Annotated in this window: 13 protein-coding genes; 6 read left to right on the forward strand and 7 right to left on the reverse strand. The window is 70.3% G+C overall.

Features of this window, described 5'->3' with window-relative positions; all coding sequences use genetic code 11:
* Positions 1–6 precede the first annotated feature (6 nt).
* Positions 7–858, reverse strand: a complete 852-nt coding sequence (locus ACX27O_RS06705) for a MurR/RpiR family transcriptional regulator (RefSeq protein ID WP_030331255.1) — start codon at positions 856–858, stop codon at positions 7–9.
* Between the two features lie 201 nt (positions 859–1,059).
* Between ACX27O_RS06705 and ACX27O_RS06710 the strand changes: the two genes are divergently transcribed.
* The 3 genes from ACX27O_RS06710 to ACX27O_RS06720 all read left to right on the forward strand — a co-directional run bounded on the left by ACX27O_RS06710 (position 1,060) and on the right by ACX27O_RS06720 (position 6,031).
* Entirely contained in the window at positions 1,060–3,054 is a 1,995-nt protein-coding gene (locus ACX27O_RS06710) for a trypsin-like peptidase domain-containing protein (RefSeq protein WP_400447128.1), read from the forward strand.
* Positions 3,054–4,796 carry an O-antigen ligase family protein gene (locus ACX27O_RS06715; protein ID WP_210865142.1) on the forward strand — a complete coding sequence of 581 codons (1,743 nt, stop codon included), beginning with the start codon at positions 3,054–3,056 and terminating at the stop codon, positions 4,794–4,796. Before ACX27O_RS06710 ends, ACX27O_RS06715 begins: the two co-directional genes overlap by 1 nt.
* Before the next feature lie 269 nt (positions 4,797–5,065).
* Positions 5,066–6,031: a glycosyltransferase family 2 protein gene (locus ACX27O_RS06720; protein ID WP_081883808.1), complete on the forward strand. Its 966-nt coding sequence runs from the start codon at positions 5,066–5,068 to the stop codon at positions 6,029–6,031.
* A 60-nt stretch (positions 6,032–6,091) separates the two neighbouring features.
* On the opposite strand, the gene ACX27O_RS06725 is transcribed toward ACX27O_RS06720, so the two are convergent.
* Genes ACX27O_RS06725 through ACX27O_RS06745 form a run of 5 tightly spaced genes read right to left on the reverse strand, consistent with a single transcriptional unit; the run spans position 6,092 to position 11,440 of the window.
* The gene (locus ACX27O_RS06725; protein ID WP_030331248.1) at positions 6,092–6,802 is read right to left on the reverse strand and encodes a nucleotidyltransferase family protein; all 711 of its coding nucleotides are present in this window, start codon (positions 6,800–6,802) and stop codon (positions 6,092–6,094) included.
* Positions 6,799–7,839, reverse strand: a complete 1,041-nt coding sequence (locus tag ACX27O_RS06730) for a GDP-mannose 4,6-dehydratase (RefSeq protein WP_387222138.1) — start codon at positions 7,837–7,839, stop codon at positions 6,799–6,801. Before ACX27O_RS06730 ends, ACX27O_RS06725 begins: the two co-directional genes overlap by 4 nt.
* Positions 7,836–8,780, reverse strand: coding sequence for an NAD-dependent epimerase/dehydratase family protein (locus ACX27O_RS06735; RefSeq protein ID WP_210865144.1), 945 nt, complete (start codon positions 8,778–8,780; stop codon positions 7,836–7,838). Before ACX27O_RS06735 ends, ACX27O_RS06730 begins: the two co-directional genes overlap by 4 nt.
* The gene (locus tag ACX27O_RS06740) at positions 8,777–9,808 is read right to left on the reverse strand and encodes a glycosyltransferase (protein WP_030331241.1); all 1,032 of its coding nucleotides are present in this window, start codon (positions 9,806–9,808) and stop codon (positions 8,777–8,779) included. The genes ACX27O_RS06735 and ACX27O_RS06740 overlap by 4 nt, the downstream gene beginning before the upstream one ends.
* Before the next feature lie 33 nt (positions 9,809–9,841).
* Positions 9,842–11,440 (reverse strand): lipopolysaccharide biosynthesis protein, encoded by a 1,599-nt coding sequence (locus ACX27O_RS06745; RefSeq protein ID WP_357638364.1) that lies wholly within the window; start codon positions 11,438–11,440, stop codon positions 9,842–9,844.
* A 199-nt stretch (positions 11,441–11,639) separates the two neighbouring features.
* On the opposite strand from ACX27O_RS06745, the gene ACX27O_RS06750 reads away from it, so the two are divergent.
* Together ACX27O_RS06750 and ACX27O_RS06755 are read left to right on the forward strand one after the other, a co-directional pair.
* Positions 11,640–12,860, forward strand: coding sequence for an endo-1,4-beta-xylanase (locus ACX27O_RS06750; protein WP_245233612.1), 1,221 nt, complete (start codon positions 11,640–11,642; stop codon positions 12,858–12,860).
* A 200-nt stretch (positions 12,861–13,060) separates the two neighbouring features.
* Positions 13,061–14,518 (forward strand): sugar transferase, encoded by a 1,458-nt coding sequence (locus ACX27O_RS06755; RefSeq protein WP_051708389.1) that lies wholly within the window; start codon positions 13,061–13,063, stop codon positions 14,516–14,518.
* 117 nt (positions 14,519–14,635) lie between these two features.
* Here the strand turns inward: ACX27O_RS06755 and ACX27O_RS06760 are convergent, their stop codons facing one another.
* Positions 14,636–15,715, reverse strand: coding sequence for an LCP family protein (locus tag ACX27O_RS06760; protein WP_081883806.1), 1,080 nt, complete (start codon positions 15,713–15,715; stop codon positions 14,636–14,638).
* Positions 15,716–15,855: 140 nt separating this feature from the next.
* Here ACX27O_RS06760 and ACX27O_RS06765 point away from each other — a divergent pair, with 140 nt between their 5' ends.
* Positions 15,856–16,689: a class I SAM-dependent methyltransferase gene (locus ACX27O_RS06765; RefSeq protein WP_458939071.1), complete on the forward strand. Its 834-nt coding sequence runs from the start codon at positions 15,856–15,858 to the stop codon at positions 16,687–16,689.
* Positions 16,690–16,693 lie beyond the last annotated feature (4 nt).

The following is a 16,693-nucleotide window of genomic DNA, read 5'->3' on the forward strand; positions in this document are numbered from 1 at the left end:
CTCCGGTCAACCGAGGAACAACTGTCGGCGGGCCGCCGAGGCTTCGAACGCCTCCAGTCGGCGCTGGGTGTCGGCCGGCGCGGCATCGCAGATCGCCTGCAGCAGCACCATGGCCAGGGTCATCGGGGCGGTGTGCAGGTCGAAGACGAGCTGCGCGCCCACCGCGGCGGCGAGCACCACGTCGGCGTGCTCGGTGGCCGGGCTGACCGGTGAGTCGGTGATCGCCACCACTGTCAACCCGGCGTCGCGGGCGTCGCGCAACGCGTCCAGGGTTTCCCGGGGGTAGCGGGGCAGCACGAAGGCGAGCACGGCGCTCGCCCCGGCCTCGGCGGCCTGCTCCAGGCGGTCGGTGAGCAGGCTTCCCCCGTCGTCGAGGACGCGCACGTCCGGGTGCACCTTGGCCGCGAAGTAGGCGAAGTACGCGGCCAGCGGTGCGGCGGCGCGCAGGCCGAGCACCGGCAGCGGACGACTCGCGGCGAGCAACCGCCCGGTTTCGGCGATCCGGTCCCGGTCGGCGAGCTGACCGGCCAGTCGGTCCAGGTTGTCCATCTCGGCGCGGACCGCCTGCTGGAGCTCGTTGCCGGCGTCCGCCGACCCGCCCGGTGCGGTGGTGGTGAGGTCGCGCAGCCGGCGGCGCAGCGCCGGGTAGCCGTCGTGGCCGAGCGCGACGGCGAACCGGGTGACCGACGGCTGACTGACGCCGGCCAACTCGGCCACCTCGGCGGCGGACAGGTAGGCCACGGTGGGCGCGTGCTGCACCAGACAGTGCGCGATCCGGCGCTGGGTGGGGGTGAGCCGCACCCCCTGGAGCAGGTCGAGCACCTGCTCGGCCGGTGCCCCGACAGCTCCTTCATTCACACGGTGACTCTATGCATGAAAACTTTCAATAAGCAACAGGCGTCACACGTCGCTTGCCGGCTGGCCGGGGAACCCCTTGACGGGCTGGGAAAGTGCGCCTCGCGGGCCCCGTCAAACCGGCTGTCGGGCCGACGACCACCAGGGCGGCGGACGAGCGCGCTCTCTGTAGTATCCGCACGGCGGTTGAGCAGAGGAGTGCGCATGCAACCGGTTGGTCCGTACAGGTTCACCCACATGCTGGGCACCTGCCCGGCCGGTAAGGCATGGGCAGCCATCGACGGGCAGGGCCGGTTGGTGACGATTGCCGTGCTGAACGCGGCCGTCGCGGACGCGCCGGGCTGGCGGGAGGCCTTCGTCGGCACCGCCAACGGGTTGGCGCAGGCGCCCGGCGGTCAGACCTTCGCCTACGCCGACTTCTCCGCGGCCGAGCCGTGGGTGGCGTACCCCGCGGAGGCAGGCCCGGGCGCGGAGCGACTGTTCCGGGCGCTCGGCCAGGACTACCAGCCGGTGCCCACCGAGGGCGTTCCCGCCGCCCCGGTCTCCGGCATCCCGCAGCAGGTTTCCGGCGTGCCGCAGCAGGTGTCGGGCATCCCTCAGCAGGTGTCTGGTGTGCCGCAGCAGGTTTCCGGGATCCCGCAGCAGGTGTCCGGCGTCCCGCAGCAGGTGTCCGGCGTCCCGCAACAGGTGTCGGGTGTGCCGCAGCTGACCTCGGGCCCTCCGCCGGCGCCCTGGGCGCTGCACGCCGGCCCGCCGGTGGCGCCCAACCCCAACCCCGCGCCCACGCAGCCCGCCACCGACGAGCCGCAGCCGCCCGCCGTCGGACCGGTGGACGCCCCGCCACCGCACGATCCGTTCGCCGCGCCGGTGCGACGGATCCAGCCGTCGGCCCCACCGAAGCGGCGCACCGGCCTCTGGGTCAAGGTGGCCGCGCTCGCGCTGGCGGTGGCGGTGGGCAGCGGTGCGGCGGTCTGGGCGCTCGCCCCCGACGAGCCGACCGACCCCGACATCCCGCCGACAGTTGGCGCCACCGCGTTCCCCACTGCCGCCGCCGTCGACCCGCCACTGAAGCCATGGGCGCAGGCCGCCCCGTACAGCCCCGAGGAGCGCGCGTTGGCGGTTGCCGCGCCCGCGCTCGTCTTCGTCGAAACGGTCTTCACCGGCTACGTCCGCGACGCCAGCACCAACGCGCCGATACGGGCCACGCCCATCACCTTCACCCGCAGGTGCAGTGCCTTCGTGGTCACCCCGGACGGGCACGCCCTCACCAGTAGCGCGTGCGTCAAGCCCACCCAGGAAACCGCCCGGCAGATCGCGCTCGACACGGTGGCCCGGATGCTCGTGCGCGAGCAGACACTGGTCCCCGCGCAGGTCCAGGAGTACATCCGGACCAACATGGGCAAGACGAAGTTCACCGGCATCGATCCGGGCACCGAGCCCGGTACCGAGATCCACGGCCAGCTCAACACCGCCAAGGGCAACCTCACCACGGAGCCGGCGATCCCGGCGCAGGTCGTCCGGGCGCTGCCTCCCGACACCGGCAACATCGCGCTCATCAAGCTGGGCCGGGGGAGCCTGCCGGTGGCGGAGCTCAACCCCTCGGCGACCCTCACCGACGGAAGTTCCCTGCTGATTGTCGGCTTCGCCACCACCGATGACGACTTCCGCACCGCAACCTACGGCCCAAAGTCGAAGCTCGTCGGTATCACCGGCACCGGGCGGCGGGGGTCGGCGTCGATCTCCCGCATCAACCAGGATCTCGGAACCACGTCCCACGGCGGTATCGCCCTGGACGCGAGCGGCCGGGTGGCGGGGATGATCGACCAGGATCAGGCTCGCCCCGACAGGGCAAATCGGGTGATTGTCCCGTCGTCGAGCCTGAACGCGCTGATCGGCGAGGCCGGAACCGCCAACAAGCTCGGTGACTCCGACAAGCTGTATCGCAAGGCCCTGGACGCCTACTTCGCTGGTCAGCACTCGGCGGCGATCACCCAGTTCGACGCGGTCGCGCAGGCATCCCCCGGCAACCTGCTGGCGAAGGCGTACCGGCAGAATGCCGTGGAACGGCAGCAGAACGAGTCCGAGCCGAGCGACCAGTCGGTCTGGCTGATGGCGTTGCTCGCCGGTGCCGGCGGCGCGATCTTCGTCGGTCTCATCGTGCTCGTGGTGATGCTGGTCCGACGCCGTAGGGACGTGTGATGAACGGTTCCATCCAGAGCATGGCCCCGCCGACGGATCGGCCCGCCCGGCCCATCTCGGGGCTGCTCTCCACCGCGATCGTGGTGGTCGTCGGCGCGCTGCTGGTGCATGTGCTGCTCGAAACCTGGGCCCAGGTGCTGAGCGGGCCGACGAGCGTGGATCCGCGCGCCAACCTCGACGGCTCGGCCCAGTGGCCCAAGCAGCTGAAGACCGTCCTCTACCTGGGGCTCGCCGGGCTGACGGTGGTCAAGGTCGCCGTCGATCGGCTGTGGCACCGGTTCCTTACCGGCGCCGACCTCGCCCTGGTGGTGCTGGGACTGGTGATGGTGCTCGCCGGTCTGGTGAACGACTCCTCGATGTCCCTGATGGGCGAGGCGCTGTTCGTCTACTTCCGTGGCGTCATCGTCTTCTACGCGCTGCGCGCGGCCGACCTGAACTCGATGATGATCCGTCGCCTGCTCATCGTGGTGGCCGTGGTGGTGAGCGTCAACGTTCTGCTCGCCCTCGTCCAGATGGTCGTGGGTGAGCCGGCCTACCGCGTACTCGGCTGGGTGGACCTGACCTGGTCGGAGCAGAGCCGCGCGCAGGGGCTGCTGTCCCACCCGAACCACCTCGGCCACGTCCTGGGGCTGACCCTGCTCGGTTTCGTCGCCTGGCTGGCGACCGCCACCGACGTCCGACGGCGCTGGTGGGCGGTGGCCGTCGTCGCCACCGTCGCCATGTCCGCGACACAGTCCAGGGAAACGCTGCTGGGCGTCCTGATCGGCGCTGTGGTGATCGCGGTGGTGGCCCGCACGAACACGCGACGCATCCTCGCCGTCTGCCTGCTGGTGGTCCTCTGCACCGTCGCCCAGATCGCCGCCCGGCCCGACAACCGGGCCGAATGGGAACGCCGCATCGGCAACGCGTTCACGAGCTTCAATCACCCGGCGGGCAGCGAGTCGTCCCCGCCAGCTCCGCCGGCGGCGGCCACGGCCAAGCCCTCCCCGACGGCCACCCCCCGGCCGGACGGCGGCTCGACCGCGTCAGGTGGCCCCAAGACCTCGGCGAAGCCGTCGACGTCGCCCGGGACCAGCGGATCCGGCGGTCCGGGCGGATCGCCGGGCGCGGCCACGCCGCAGCCCACCCACTCGCCCGCGCCGGTCCGCGAGATCCGGGTGCTCTACCTCCAGCAGGCAGGGAAAATCCTGCCGCGTCAACCCCTTCTCGGCTTCGGTATCGGCCAGTTCGGCGGTGTGGTCGCCGAGAAGGACAATCCGAACTGGCACAAGAACCCGAAATTCGGCCCGGGTGGCTTCAACCGCTACGGCTTCCAGGCGGTTCAGGTGGACTCCTTCTGGCTGCACCTGATCATGGAGGTCGGCGTTCTGGGGTTCGGCGCGTACCTGGTGTGGCTCTTCATGATTGCCAAACCACTGCTGGCCCGGACCCGTCAACTGCGTCGTACGGGCCACCGGCCGGCACCCAACGTGCTGTGGGGAATCGCCGCACTCATATTCGCCTGCATCGTTGGCTTCCTCTCGCCGTCGATGGAGGATCCCCTGCTCCCGCCCCTTCTCTGGACGGTCGTCGGTCTGGCCTGGTGGGCCGCACGGCGCTCCGCCCCCATCGATCAGAAGGACGGCGGGCCCGCCGATACCACGGGCCCCGCCGGTGCCCGGGAGGACGACACCCGCATCCTCGCCACCGACGAGATCCTGGCGCAGGCGCGTCGGGTGCGACCCCCGGCGGGGTTCCGCTGAGGTAGCGCGACACGCGTTTGTGTCACTACTCGTCCACATTCAGTAGTGGTGCGATCATGAGTGCGTCGCTAGAATCCATCTGCCGCGCGCGGCGTTCAGATCGGGCATCCTTCGGCGTGACGGTCCTACCGGAGCGTCGCCAAGGGACGACCAGCAGTGACCATCACGGGGGTTGTGGGCATGGGCGATACAAGTAGAGCCGATGGCTCGTCCGTTGGCCGGGCACCGGTCGACGCGAGCCTCGCCCCGAGCGGCGGTCGACGCTCGCGGTGAGCGAGGGCCCTTTCGCGGTGCGCGCCGCTCAGTTGACCGACCGGGATCCTCGCGCACTCCAGCCACTGCCGGGCGCCCCCGGCCGTCACGTCGACGCGCCGACGGTCGGGCTCACCGGGCCGGTCCGTCCCTCCGTCGACGCGCCGACGGTCGGGCTCACCGAGCCGGTGCGCCGGGTAACTCCGGCGATCTCGGTCTGCATCGCGGTACGGGACCGTCCCGAACTGCTCGTGACGTCCATCCGCAGCGTGCTCAGCGGCACCTTCGATGACTTCGAGATCGTCGTGGTCGACGACGGCTCCACCGTGCCGGCCCAGGAATGCCTGGCCGCCGCCGATCTCCTGGCCGATCAGCGCATTCGACTCGTGCGTCAGAAGCCGTCGGGCATCAGCGCAGCCCGTAACACGGCCCTGCGCGTCGCTCGTGGCCGTTACGTCACCGTCCTCGACTCCGACGACGAGTTCACTGAGGACGGGCTGGCCCGCATCCAGGAGTTCCTGACCCGGACCGGGGCCGTCTGGATCTACACCGACTACGAAGAGCTGGTGGGCAACTCCGCTCGGTCGATCAGCCTCCCGTCCTACCCGACGGCACGCCGCATGCTCTGGTCGGTCCTGACCCGTCCGCGGCTGCCGTTCAAGCACTCCGGCATGTCCATCGAGCGCGAGCTGCTGGTCCGCCTCGGCGGCTACGACGAGAAACTACCGATCAAGGTCGACGTCGAGCTGGTCCTGCGGGCGCTCGCCAGCGGCGTCCACCCGGCGCACCTCGACCATCCGGTCGTCCGGTTCCACCGGCACGAGGGCAGCATCAGCCGCCGCCGGATCGCCGGGCTCAGCGTCTGGTTCCAGCTGATCAGCCGGTACACCCGCCCACGGGTGCCGGGCCTGGCGCTGGTCATCAAGGCGGTGCGCGCCAGCAGCGAGATCGGCAAGTGGTTGGTTTCCGCGCTCGGTCGCTGAACCAAACGACTCGGCCCGGCCACCCCTCGGGGGCGGCCGGGCCGAATCGTCGTGGTGGCGTTAGTCGGGCGGCAGGAACCCGGTCGGGTTCTCCGCGAACATCTTGTTGGCCAGGCTGTAGTCGTCCACCCGCCCAATGTCCAGCCAGAAGCCGCGGTGCCGCCAACTGGAGACCCGCCCGTTGGTGCTCAGCTGGTCGAGGATGAGTTGCGGCATGTCGTACGCGCCGGCCGGAATCTTCTCGAGCGCCTTGGGTGACATGGCGTAGGCGCCCATCGAGACGTCGAGGTTCAGCGTCGGCTTCTCGTCGTAGCCGACCACGTCACCGGACTCGTCAATCTTGAGGATGCCCAGCTCGATCTTCTCCGACCGGGTGTACACGCTGATCGTCACCGGGGCTCCGCTGCCCCGGTGATGCGCCATCAGGGCCGTGAAGTCCAGGTCGGTGAGCAGGTCGCCGTTCATCACGAAGAAGTCGTCGTCCAGGGTGCCCGCCAGTTGGCGCAACGGCCCCGCCGTACCCAGGGGCTGCTCCTCGCGGACGTAGTCGATGTGCAGGCCCAGCTTGCGGCCATCCTCGAAGTACCCCTCCAGCAGGTACGCCAGGTGACCGGTCAACAGTGTCACGTCGGTGACGCCGTGTGCCTTGAGCTGGCGGAGCAGGATCTCCAGGATCGGGATGTCACCGACCGGCATCAGCGGCTTCGGGAAGCTGGTGGTGAAGGGACGCAGCCGGGTGCCGCGCCCACCAGCGAGAATGATCGCCCTCATACCACGTACCGGTCCACATCGAACCGGCCCAGATTCGCCCGCACGTAGTCGACGACCTCGGTGAGGCCCTGACGCAGCGACACCGTGGGCTCCCAGCCACAGCGTTCCCGCGCCCGCTCGGTGCCGGCGATCAGTTCGAACACCTCGCTCTGCGGGGGCCGCAGCCGCTGGCTGTCCTCGACGATGTCGATGTCCGGTCGCCCCGCCACCTCCGCGATGAGGCGCGCGAGGTCACCGATCGTGATGCCCCGGCCGTTGCCGATGTTGGTGACCTGCCCGACGCACTGGTCGGCAGCCGCCACGGCCATGAACCCGGCCGCCGTGTCGGTGACGTACGTCAGATCGCGCACCGGCCGCAGGTCGCCGAGGGCGATCTTCTCCCGCCCCGCCACCACCTGGGCGGCGACGGTGGGGATCACCGCGCGTGCGCTCTGCCGGGGACCGTAGGTGTTGAACGGCCGGATCACGGCCACCGGCAGATCGAACGACCGGTAGAACGACTCGGCCATCGCGTCGGCGCCGATCTTCGAGGCCGAGTAGGGCGACTGGGGCTGAATCGGGTGGTCCTCGTCGATCGGCGTGTAACGGGCCGTCCCGTACGTCTCGGACGTGGACGTGTGAACCAACCGGCGCACCCCGAGATCACGCGCCGCCTCCAGCACGTTCAGCGTGCCGGTCACGTTCGTCGCCACGTAGGACGCCGGGGCCACGTAGCTGTACGGGATCGCGATCAGCGCGGCCAGGTGGAAGACCGTGTCGCAATCGGCGATGGCACGGCGGACCGCGAAGGGATCGGTGATGTCGGAGTGCACCACCTCCACCGACCGGCGGACCTCCGGGTCGACGTCGGCGAGCATGCCGAGGTCGGACCGACCGGTGTACCGGACCATGGCGCGTACCTCCGCCCCGGCCCTGACCAGTCGCTCGGTCAGGTGGGAGCCGATGAACCCGCCGGCACCGGTGACCAGAACTCGGCGCCCCGCCCAAGCCCCATCGGTTGATAACGCCGTCATCCCGTGCCTCTCCTTGTCATTCATTGGCCGGCTCCGGCCGGCGTTGCCAACTCCGTCAGCAGGCCACGTAGGCTATCCCGCAACGGCGTCTCAGCCTTCCAGGGTGTCTCGGCGGCGAGTTTGGCCGCCGAACCGACCTGACAGCGAAGGTCGCTGTGCCCGGCGACCACGTCAACGACGGACCAGTCCAGCCCGGCCAGGTCCAGCAGGATCTCCAGGACCCGCCGGACGGTCACCCCGGAACCCGAGCAGACATTGTAGATTTCACCGGCCCTGCCCAGCTCCGCCAGCTCGACGTACGCCCGCGCGACATCTCTGACGTCGGTGAAGTCGCGCACCGCGTCGAGGTCGGCGACCTGGACCCGGTCGGCGCGCCCGGCCACCACGTCAGCCACCCGTCGGGCCAGCGAGCCGGCCACCGTGGCACCGTCCTCGCCCGGGCCGACATGGTTGAAGGGACGGGCGGCCACCACCGCGATCCGCCCGTCGGCGCCGAGCGCGAGGGCCAGCGACTCCGCGGCCGCCTTGGCATGACCGTAGGCGCCCACCGGTCGGGGCAACGTCTGCTCGGTGATCGGGTTCAGTTCCGGCGGCACCGCGCCGTACTGGGCGGAGGATCCCGCCAGGACGAGACGCGCCGGCCGGCCCGACCGGGTGTCGACCCGGCGCAGCTCCTGGCACAGGTTGTAGGTGGTGTTGACGGCATCGGCCACCACGTCCGCCCCGCTGGCCCCCCGCTGGGGGAGGGTCGCGGCCAGGTGGAAGACGACGTCGGGGCGTACCGCCTGGAGCCGGGCGCGGACCGCCGCCGGATCGTGCAGGTCCAGCTGGTGGTAGGTCTCGCCTGGACCAGGCTGCCGGGGCCGGCGACCCAGCCCGACCACCCGCTCACCGTTGGCGGCGACCAGGCGACGCAGGTGGGTGCCGACCCAACCGTGCGACCCGGTCACGAGCGTGGTGCTCACGACCCGAGCACCGACCGGTAGATCTCGGCGATCCGCTGCGCCACCAGGCGCTCGTCCAGCCAGCTGCTTCGCTCGCGCCCGTTTGCCCGTACGCCGTGGTGCAGCACCTCGCGGACCCGGTTGGCCAGCTCCGACACCAGGTGGTCGCGGGCCGCCCCGGTCAACGGACCGGCCGGGAACGGCACGACCGCTCCCGGTCGTACGTCGGCCAGCACCTCCCCGACGTCTCCGACATCGACGGTGACGACCGGCAGGCCCATCGCCGTGGCTTCCTTGACCACCGTGGGGGAGCCCTCACTGCCCGGCCGTGACGTGAACAGCATGACGTCGGCCGCGTCGTACTTGCGGACCAGGTCGGCCTCGGGCTGACCCGGCGCGGACAGGATCAGCTCCTGCACCGAGGGGTCCTGGCGCCGCAGCTCGGCCAGCGCGTCACGAAAGACGTCGTAACCCTTCACCGCCCGGCCGGGGTCGGCGCCGAAGAGCACCACCCGCGCGTCGGGGGCGATGCCGAGTGCCTGCCGGGCGGCGAACCGGTCACCGGGCTGGAACAGCTGGAAATCGACCCCGTTGGCCACCACGTGGCCGGCGGCGTCACCGGCCGTCTCGGCCAGCCGGCGGGACACGTAGATCCGGGCCCGGGTGCCACCCCAGCCCAGCTTCGTCATGAAACGTTGGCGGGGTGCGTTGACGTCACTGCCGTAGAGCGACAGCACGCGGGCCGGGTGACCGGCGAGCCGCGCCGCCGGTGCCGTCATCCCGTAGTGCACGTGGACGATGTCGTAAGCGCCGGACCGGGCCCGACGACGGATCCGGCTGGCGGCGGTGAAGTAGTCCAGTTTGCCGCGGGACTGGGCGACCACCTCGACATCGACGTGGTGGCCCAGCGCGCGCAGCGCGGACACCTGTCGCTGCACGAAAATGCCCCGGTAACTGCCCTGCTCCGGCCACAGGTTCGTGACCGCCAGGATCCGCAGGGTGCGCTGCTGGGCGAGGGGTGGGGACAACTGCTCGGACGTCTCGTTCACGCTGTTCTCTTTCTTCAGACGCTCTGTCGGGTCTCAGACGGCAGTGGTGACCGGGGTGGACGCGGAACCGCGGCGGTGGCTGCGGGCGAGGACGAGCAGCCGGCGAATGTCACCACTGAGCACGAGCCCGGCCACGACGAACCCGGCGAGGGTCACGCCGGCGGCGGTCCACGACCAGGTCTGCATGACGTCCAGGCGGGTCACCAGCGCGGCGACCACGACCAGGGCGATGCTCCGGACCAGGGTCATCGTCCAGGCGAGCCGGTGCAGCCACCAGACCGCGACGACCGGAATGGTCGCGGTGACGGCGGTGCCCACCAGGTAGCCGATGCCGACCCCGGTGGCACCCATCGACCTGGCCGCGCCCACCACCACGGCCAACCCGATCAGGCAGCCCACCACGGCGGAGATCACCGGCACCCGGGCCTGGGTCAGCGGGCCGCTGGCCAACGCGTTCACCGACGGCACCTGAAGGATGCCGAGGAAGGCGGCGCACAGCATGACGCGCAGCACGGTGGCGCCGGCGGCGTACTCCTGGCCGCCGAAGAGGCCCAGCACGAGGGGCGCGGCGAGCAGGCCCACCACGAAGACCGGGGCCATCGTCACCGCCAGGGCACGCGTGGACGCGTCCACCTGTCGGCGTACCGCTGTGGTGTCCCCGGCGCCCTGAGCCCCGGCCATGGCCGGGAAGAGCGCCAACGCGAGCGCCCGGGGCAGGAACCACAGCGGTGCGATCAGGGCGACGGCCGCGACCAGGTAGGCCACCTCGGACGGGTCCGCGAAGTGACCGCCGAGAAGCTGGGTCGTCTGGAGGAAACCGGCGCTGGCCAGCGTGCCGATGCTGCCCAGGACGGCGAACGTGACGACCTCGCGTCGATCGAACCGGCCACCGGCCGGCACCCCCTCCCGCCGACGGTGCGCGCGCAGCTGGTGCCGGCACAGTGCGACGAAGACGCCGTAACCGAGGCAGAGCGGCAGGAGGTAGGCGGTCTCACCGGTGGCGATCACCACGACGGTGGTGACCACCGCCAGCGCGGACGTGGCCAGTTCGATGCGGGCGTACTGGGGGACGAGGCCGTGGCCGTACATGGCCGCCTTGTCCACGGTGTAGAGCGAGTAGGTGGCTGTCAACACCGCGAGCGTCAGGGTGTCCACCACGCCGAGGTGGTAGATCCCTTGCACCACCAGCGCCGTCGCGGCGCCGAGCACCAGGCAGGCCGTCAGGCCGAGCCGGGAGAGGAACCGGTGTACGGCCCAGGCCCCGGGCAGGTCGCCGGCGCCACGATGAAAGGCGACGAACTTGGACAGGCCGCTGGAGACGCCGCCGGGCAGCAGCAGGCTGGCCACCATGCTCGCGGCCAGCATGATGCCGACCAACCCGTAGGTGGCGCGGTCCGTGGCGTGACTGGTGAGTGAGCCGTGCACCAGACGGGTCGCGCCCACCGCCACCAGGGCGAGCATCGAGAGCGCGCCGCTGCGCACGATGGTGGAACCACCACGAACCGGAGGCTTCGGTGGGGGCACCGCGGCGACTCCGCGCGCGGCGGCGTCACCGGGTGCGCCGCCGAGCGGTGGGACCCCCGGATCCCGCAGGCGTGCGCCGCTGCCGTTGATGGGATGACCGTGCTGCACTGTCAGACCGCCGATGTCTCTATGGGTCGCGGCGCGACCGGGGATGAACGCTGGCTGCGGTCGGCCTGCACGGCAACGTCGGCGCCGAGGAGGTCAGCCGACAGGCGGGCGGACCCTTATGGTCGAGGGTCGTAGGATCGATCAGGCGCATCAGTTGGGCCTCGTCATGCTGCGTCGCAACTTCTGTCTGGGGATGCTAATGACCGAAGAGGTCCGCGCCGGTGCCGCGACGGGCACCGTTGTCCGAACGGACGACGGCTGGCCGGTGTCGCCATCGCGGGTGCCGACATCGGTCGACCGCACGATGTCACGGCTGCCCCGGGCTCGTGTGGTGGTGCTGTCGGTGGTGGTGCTGGTCCTCGTCGCCTGCGCAGCATACTTTGGCTGGGACCGCGGGGTGGGCCCGGTCGAGTCGGTCGCCGCCCCCACCGCACAGCCGTCGGCAACCCCGGGTCCTCCGGCGCTGCGGGACCTGATGCCGCCGAACGTCAGGATCGGAACCGCCGTCAGCGGGCAGATGTTGGCTTCGGACCCGCGGTACCGCGCGACGCTGTCGAGTCAGTTCAACGCCGTCACGTCCGAAAACGCGATGAAGTGGACGATCCTGGAACCGAAGCGCGGCGTGTACGACTGGTCGGCCAGTGACCAGTTTGTCGACTTCGCCAAGGCCAACGGGCAGGCCGTCTACGGTCACACCCTGCTCTGGCACAGCAACACTCCGGTGTGGGTGACCGAGAGCTGGTCGCCCGAGCAGCTGCGCGCCGTGCTCAAGCAGCACATCACCACAGTCGTCAGCCGCTACCGGGGCAAGATCTGGGCCTGGGACGTGGTCAACGAGGTGCTCGCCGAGGACGGGTCGTTACGAGACTCGTTGTGGCTGCGCAAGCTGGGCCCCCGCTACATCGCCGACGCGTTCCGCTGGGCCCACGAGGCGGACCCGGACGCCCGACTGTTCATCAACGACTACGGCACCGAGGGTCGCACCCGGAAGGCCGACGGCCTGCTGCGGCTGGTCAAGGAGCTGCGCGCGGGTGGCGCGCCGGTGCACGGGGTCGGCTTCCAGAGCCACATCCGGTTGGGGGCGCCGCCGAAGGACGCGACGGGAAACCTGCGCCGCTTCGCCGCGTTGGGCGTCTCGGTGGCCATCACCGAACTGGACGTACGGATTCCGTTGCCGGTCACCACCCAGAAACTGCTGGACCAGGCGCTGCTCTACCAACACATGCTCAAGGCCTGTCTCGCCGTCGCCACCTGCGAATCGGTGACGTTGTGGGGCTTCACGGACGTCAGCAGCTGGATCGGTTCGCACTATCCCGGGTACGGCGCCGCCTGCGTCTTCGACGAGGAGTTCGCGCCGAAGCCGGCGCACGGTGCGCTCGCCCAGGAGTTGAGTGCCCGGAAGTCGCGACCACCGAACTGATCCGGCTGAGGAAGGACCCGAACCGCCACTAGGCACGACGTGGCATGGACGCATAGGGTGCACGTCGCGATCTCCCGACGGGGGCGACATGGGAAAGGAAGGTCGTGTCCGCACACACGCAATTCCTCACGGCTGTCTCGTCGCAGCAAAGACCGAGCTTCGACCCCGACCTGGGTGTGATCACGCCTCCGTCCAACGGCATGGCCCGGTCGGTGTTCGCCCGTCCGGTCGCGCCTCGGGCCAACTGGCGTCGCCGCTACGTGGCCTGGCTGGTCCTGCTCGACGTCCTCGCGGCCCTGGCCGCCAGCCGGACGGTCGTCACCCTGCTGGCCGACGCCGACGCCGGTTTCTGGGACCAGCGGGTACTCGGGAACGTCAGCTCCTTCAGCCTCGCGGCCTTCGTCGGCGTTCCGGTGGGCTGGCTGATTTTGCTCGTCGCGTCCGGGGCGTATGACCAGCGGGCGCTCGGGCTGGGCACCGAAGAACTCAAGCGGGTCGCCCGGGCCAGCCTCGCGATGGCCGCCGCTGTCTCGTTCCTGGCGCTCGGCTTCAAGAAGGACCTGTCCCGGGCCACTGTCGCTGCCATCATCGTCTGCCTGCTGCTCTACACGCTCGTCGTTCGGTTCGCCGCCCGGGTGGTGCTTCGGCGGATCCGGCGTACCGGGCGGGCGTCGCAGAAGGTGCTGCTGGTGGGCCGCCTCGTCGACGCGCTCGCGCTGCACGAGGTGGTGACCCGCAACTACGGGGCCGGGTTGCACCCGATCGCCATCCACCTGCCCCACCATCCCCGTCCGGGCGAGCGGGTGAACGCCCCGGTGCCGGTGTACGTGGGCTGGGACCTGGTGCCGCTGGTCCAACAACTCGGCGCGGACACCATCGCGGTCTGCGGGCCCGCCAGCCTGGAGTCGTACGAGCTTCGCAAGCTCGCCTGGCAGTTGGAGGGCACCGGCCTGAACCTGGTGGTGGTCCCCCAGGTCACCGACGTCACCGGTCCCCGCATCCACGTCCGGCCCATCGAGGGCCTTCCCCTGCTCAATGTGGACGAGCCGACCATCTCCGGTCTCTCGCTGTTGGCCAAGAGCGTGCTGGACCGGGTGACCGCGCTGGTCGGGCTGGTGCTGCTGAGCCCGGTGCTGTTCGCCATCGCGCTGGCCATCAAGATCAACGATCCCGGGCCGGTGATGTTCCGGCAGACCCGCATCGGCCACGAGGGACGCGCCTTCAAGGTGTGGAAGTTCCGGACCATGTACACCGACGCCGAGCAGCGGCTGGCGACCTTGAAGGATCGCAACGAGAGCGACGGCCTGCTCTTCAAGATGAAGGACGACCCCCGGGTCACCCCGATCGGCCGGCACCTGCGGGCGCTCTCCCTGGACGAACTGCCCCAGCTGATCAACGTGCTGCGCGGGCAGATGTCGCTGGTCGGGCCACGTCCACTGCCCACCGAGGACGACGACTACCGCGGTGACGTCCGCCGGCGGCTGCTGGTGCGGCCCGGCATCACCGGCCTCTGGCAGATCTCCGGCCGCTCCGACCTCACCTGGGACGACGCGGTCCGACTGGACCTGCACTACGTGGACAACTGGTCGCTGGTGTACGACCTCGCCATCCTCTGGAAGACGGCCAGCGTGGTGCTGGCCCGGCGCGGAGCGTACTGACCGACCCCGATCACCGGGGTTTCCCGGAAGAACCACCGACAGCGACGGGCGGCGGCCGTGAGGCCGCCGCCCGTCTGGTGTCTCGACTGCCGGCGGTTCCCGCGCCGGCTCCAGGTGTTACTTCTTGCCGAGGCTGACGATCTCGCCGACCGAGTCCCGGCGGACCGCGTCGTAGAACGTCTTGGCTCGGGCGTTGTCGGCCAACACCACGCTCTCCGAGCCGATCCGGCCGGTGCCCTTGGTGGGGCTGGTCACGAAGGTCATGTTCCCGCCGCGAACGCCACGCATCTGCGTCGCCATGTCGAACAGCGACAGTTCCTTGTCCACCGAGACGGAGTTCGAAGTCGCCTTGAGGAAGCTGTTCAACTTGCCGGGGTTGGTGAGGATGCCGCCGGAGGAGGCCTTGTCGATGATGGCGCGGATCACCTGCTGCTGGTGGCGGATCCGGGCGAAGTCACCGTCGGCGAACTGCTTGCGCTGGCGGGAGTAGTCCAGAGCCGCCTCGCCGTCCATCCGCTGCACACCCTTCTTGAAGGTGCGGAACGGCTCGTGGATCGAGGTGAAGCTCTTCTCCGAGTCGATGTCCACGCCGCCCAGCGCGTCGATGATCTCCTTGAAACCAGCGAAGTCGATCAGCGTCACGTGGTCCACCCGGACCCCGGTGAACTTCTCCACCGTCTGCACCATGAGGGGCACCCCACCCCAGGCGTACGCGGCGTTCACCTTGGCGTCCCGGCCACCGTTGTTGCCGTCCGCCGACTTCGGCACCGAAACCCAGGTGTCGCGGGGAATCGAGATCAGCTGGGCGCTCTTCCGGTCCTTCGGCAGGTGGGCCAGGATGATCGTGTCGGTACGCGAGCCGCTCGTCTTCTCCGGGTCGCGGGAGTCGCTGCCCAGAATCATGATGTTCATCGCGCCGTCGACGGCCGCTTGGGGGCGCGACTCCTCGGGCACGCCGTCGAAGGCGTCGACCCGCTCGATACCCGACTCGACCGACCGCAGGTAGAGACCGCCGGCCACCATGCCGCTGCCCCCCAGCACCAGCAGGATCAGCAGGCTGAACAGGGCGATCCGGCGCCAGCGGCGGCGGCGCGGCGGTGCGGCGGCCGGCGGAATGTCCTCGGTCGGTTGAGGCCCGCCGGCGGCGCCGTAACTCGGTTCCGTCCAGTGCTCCGCTGTATGTTCACGACGTGGCATGGGCGCGATGCTACTGAACGTGGTTTCTCAGCGCGTACCCTCGTCCGGACACCATCGTGCGACGTAAGTCCCAAATCGGGCGGCGCACCATCCGCCGTTTCCCTCTGCCGACGCTCCCGGGGAAGTGGTATGAACCTTCGGTGGACGCAACGAAGCTCCGCCGAGCCATCGCCCGTACCCCGCTCGCACCCGTCGCCGCCTTCCCCAAGCGGTTCGCCCGGGTCGCCCGCCACGACGCCAAGGTGCTGCGCGCCTCGGCCCGGTGGCTGGTCACCTCCCGTGAGCATCACAACTACACCTACGAGCTGACCAAGCTGAGCCGCCACCACCTGACCTGGTTCGTCAGCGTCGTCTGCGACATCCCCGTGCAGCAGGTCCGCGGCTACGTCGCCGAGATCGAGTCCGACGACGCGCTGCGCCACCACATCGAGCAGGCCACCGCCACCGCAGCCCGCCGTGGCCTCGCCGACCGGAAGGTCCGCTACGCCCGACGCGTCGGCTGGTACGCGATCGTCCGGGCCACCCACCCCGCACACGTCGTGGAGACCGGCGTCGACAAGGGGTTGGGCACCTGCGTCCTGGCGTCCGCCCTGTTGCGCAACGCGCAGGAGGGGCACCCCGGGCGGGTCACCTCCCTGGACATCAACCCGGAGGCCGGCTACCTCGCCCGGGTCGCGCCCTGGTCCGAGGTCGTCGACCTGGTGATCGGCGACTCGGTCGCCTCGATCGGCGCGCTGGACCGCCCGGTGGACCTGTTCCTGCACGACAGCGACCACAGCCGTGCCCACGAGAAGCGTGAGTTCGACGCCGTGGAGCCCACGCTCGCCCCCGGCGCGATCCTGCTCACCGACAACGTCACCAGCACCAACGTGCTCGCAGAGCACGCCGAACGCACCGGCCGCCGGTTCCTCGCGTACCGGGAGAGCCCGGTCAACCACTGGTACCCGGGCGACGGGATCGGCGTGGCATGGTAGCCGG

The organism is Micromonospora sp. SD19, from assembly GCF_054462275.1.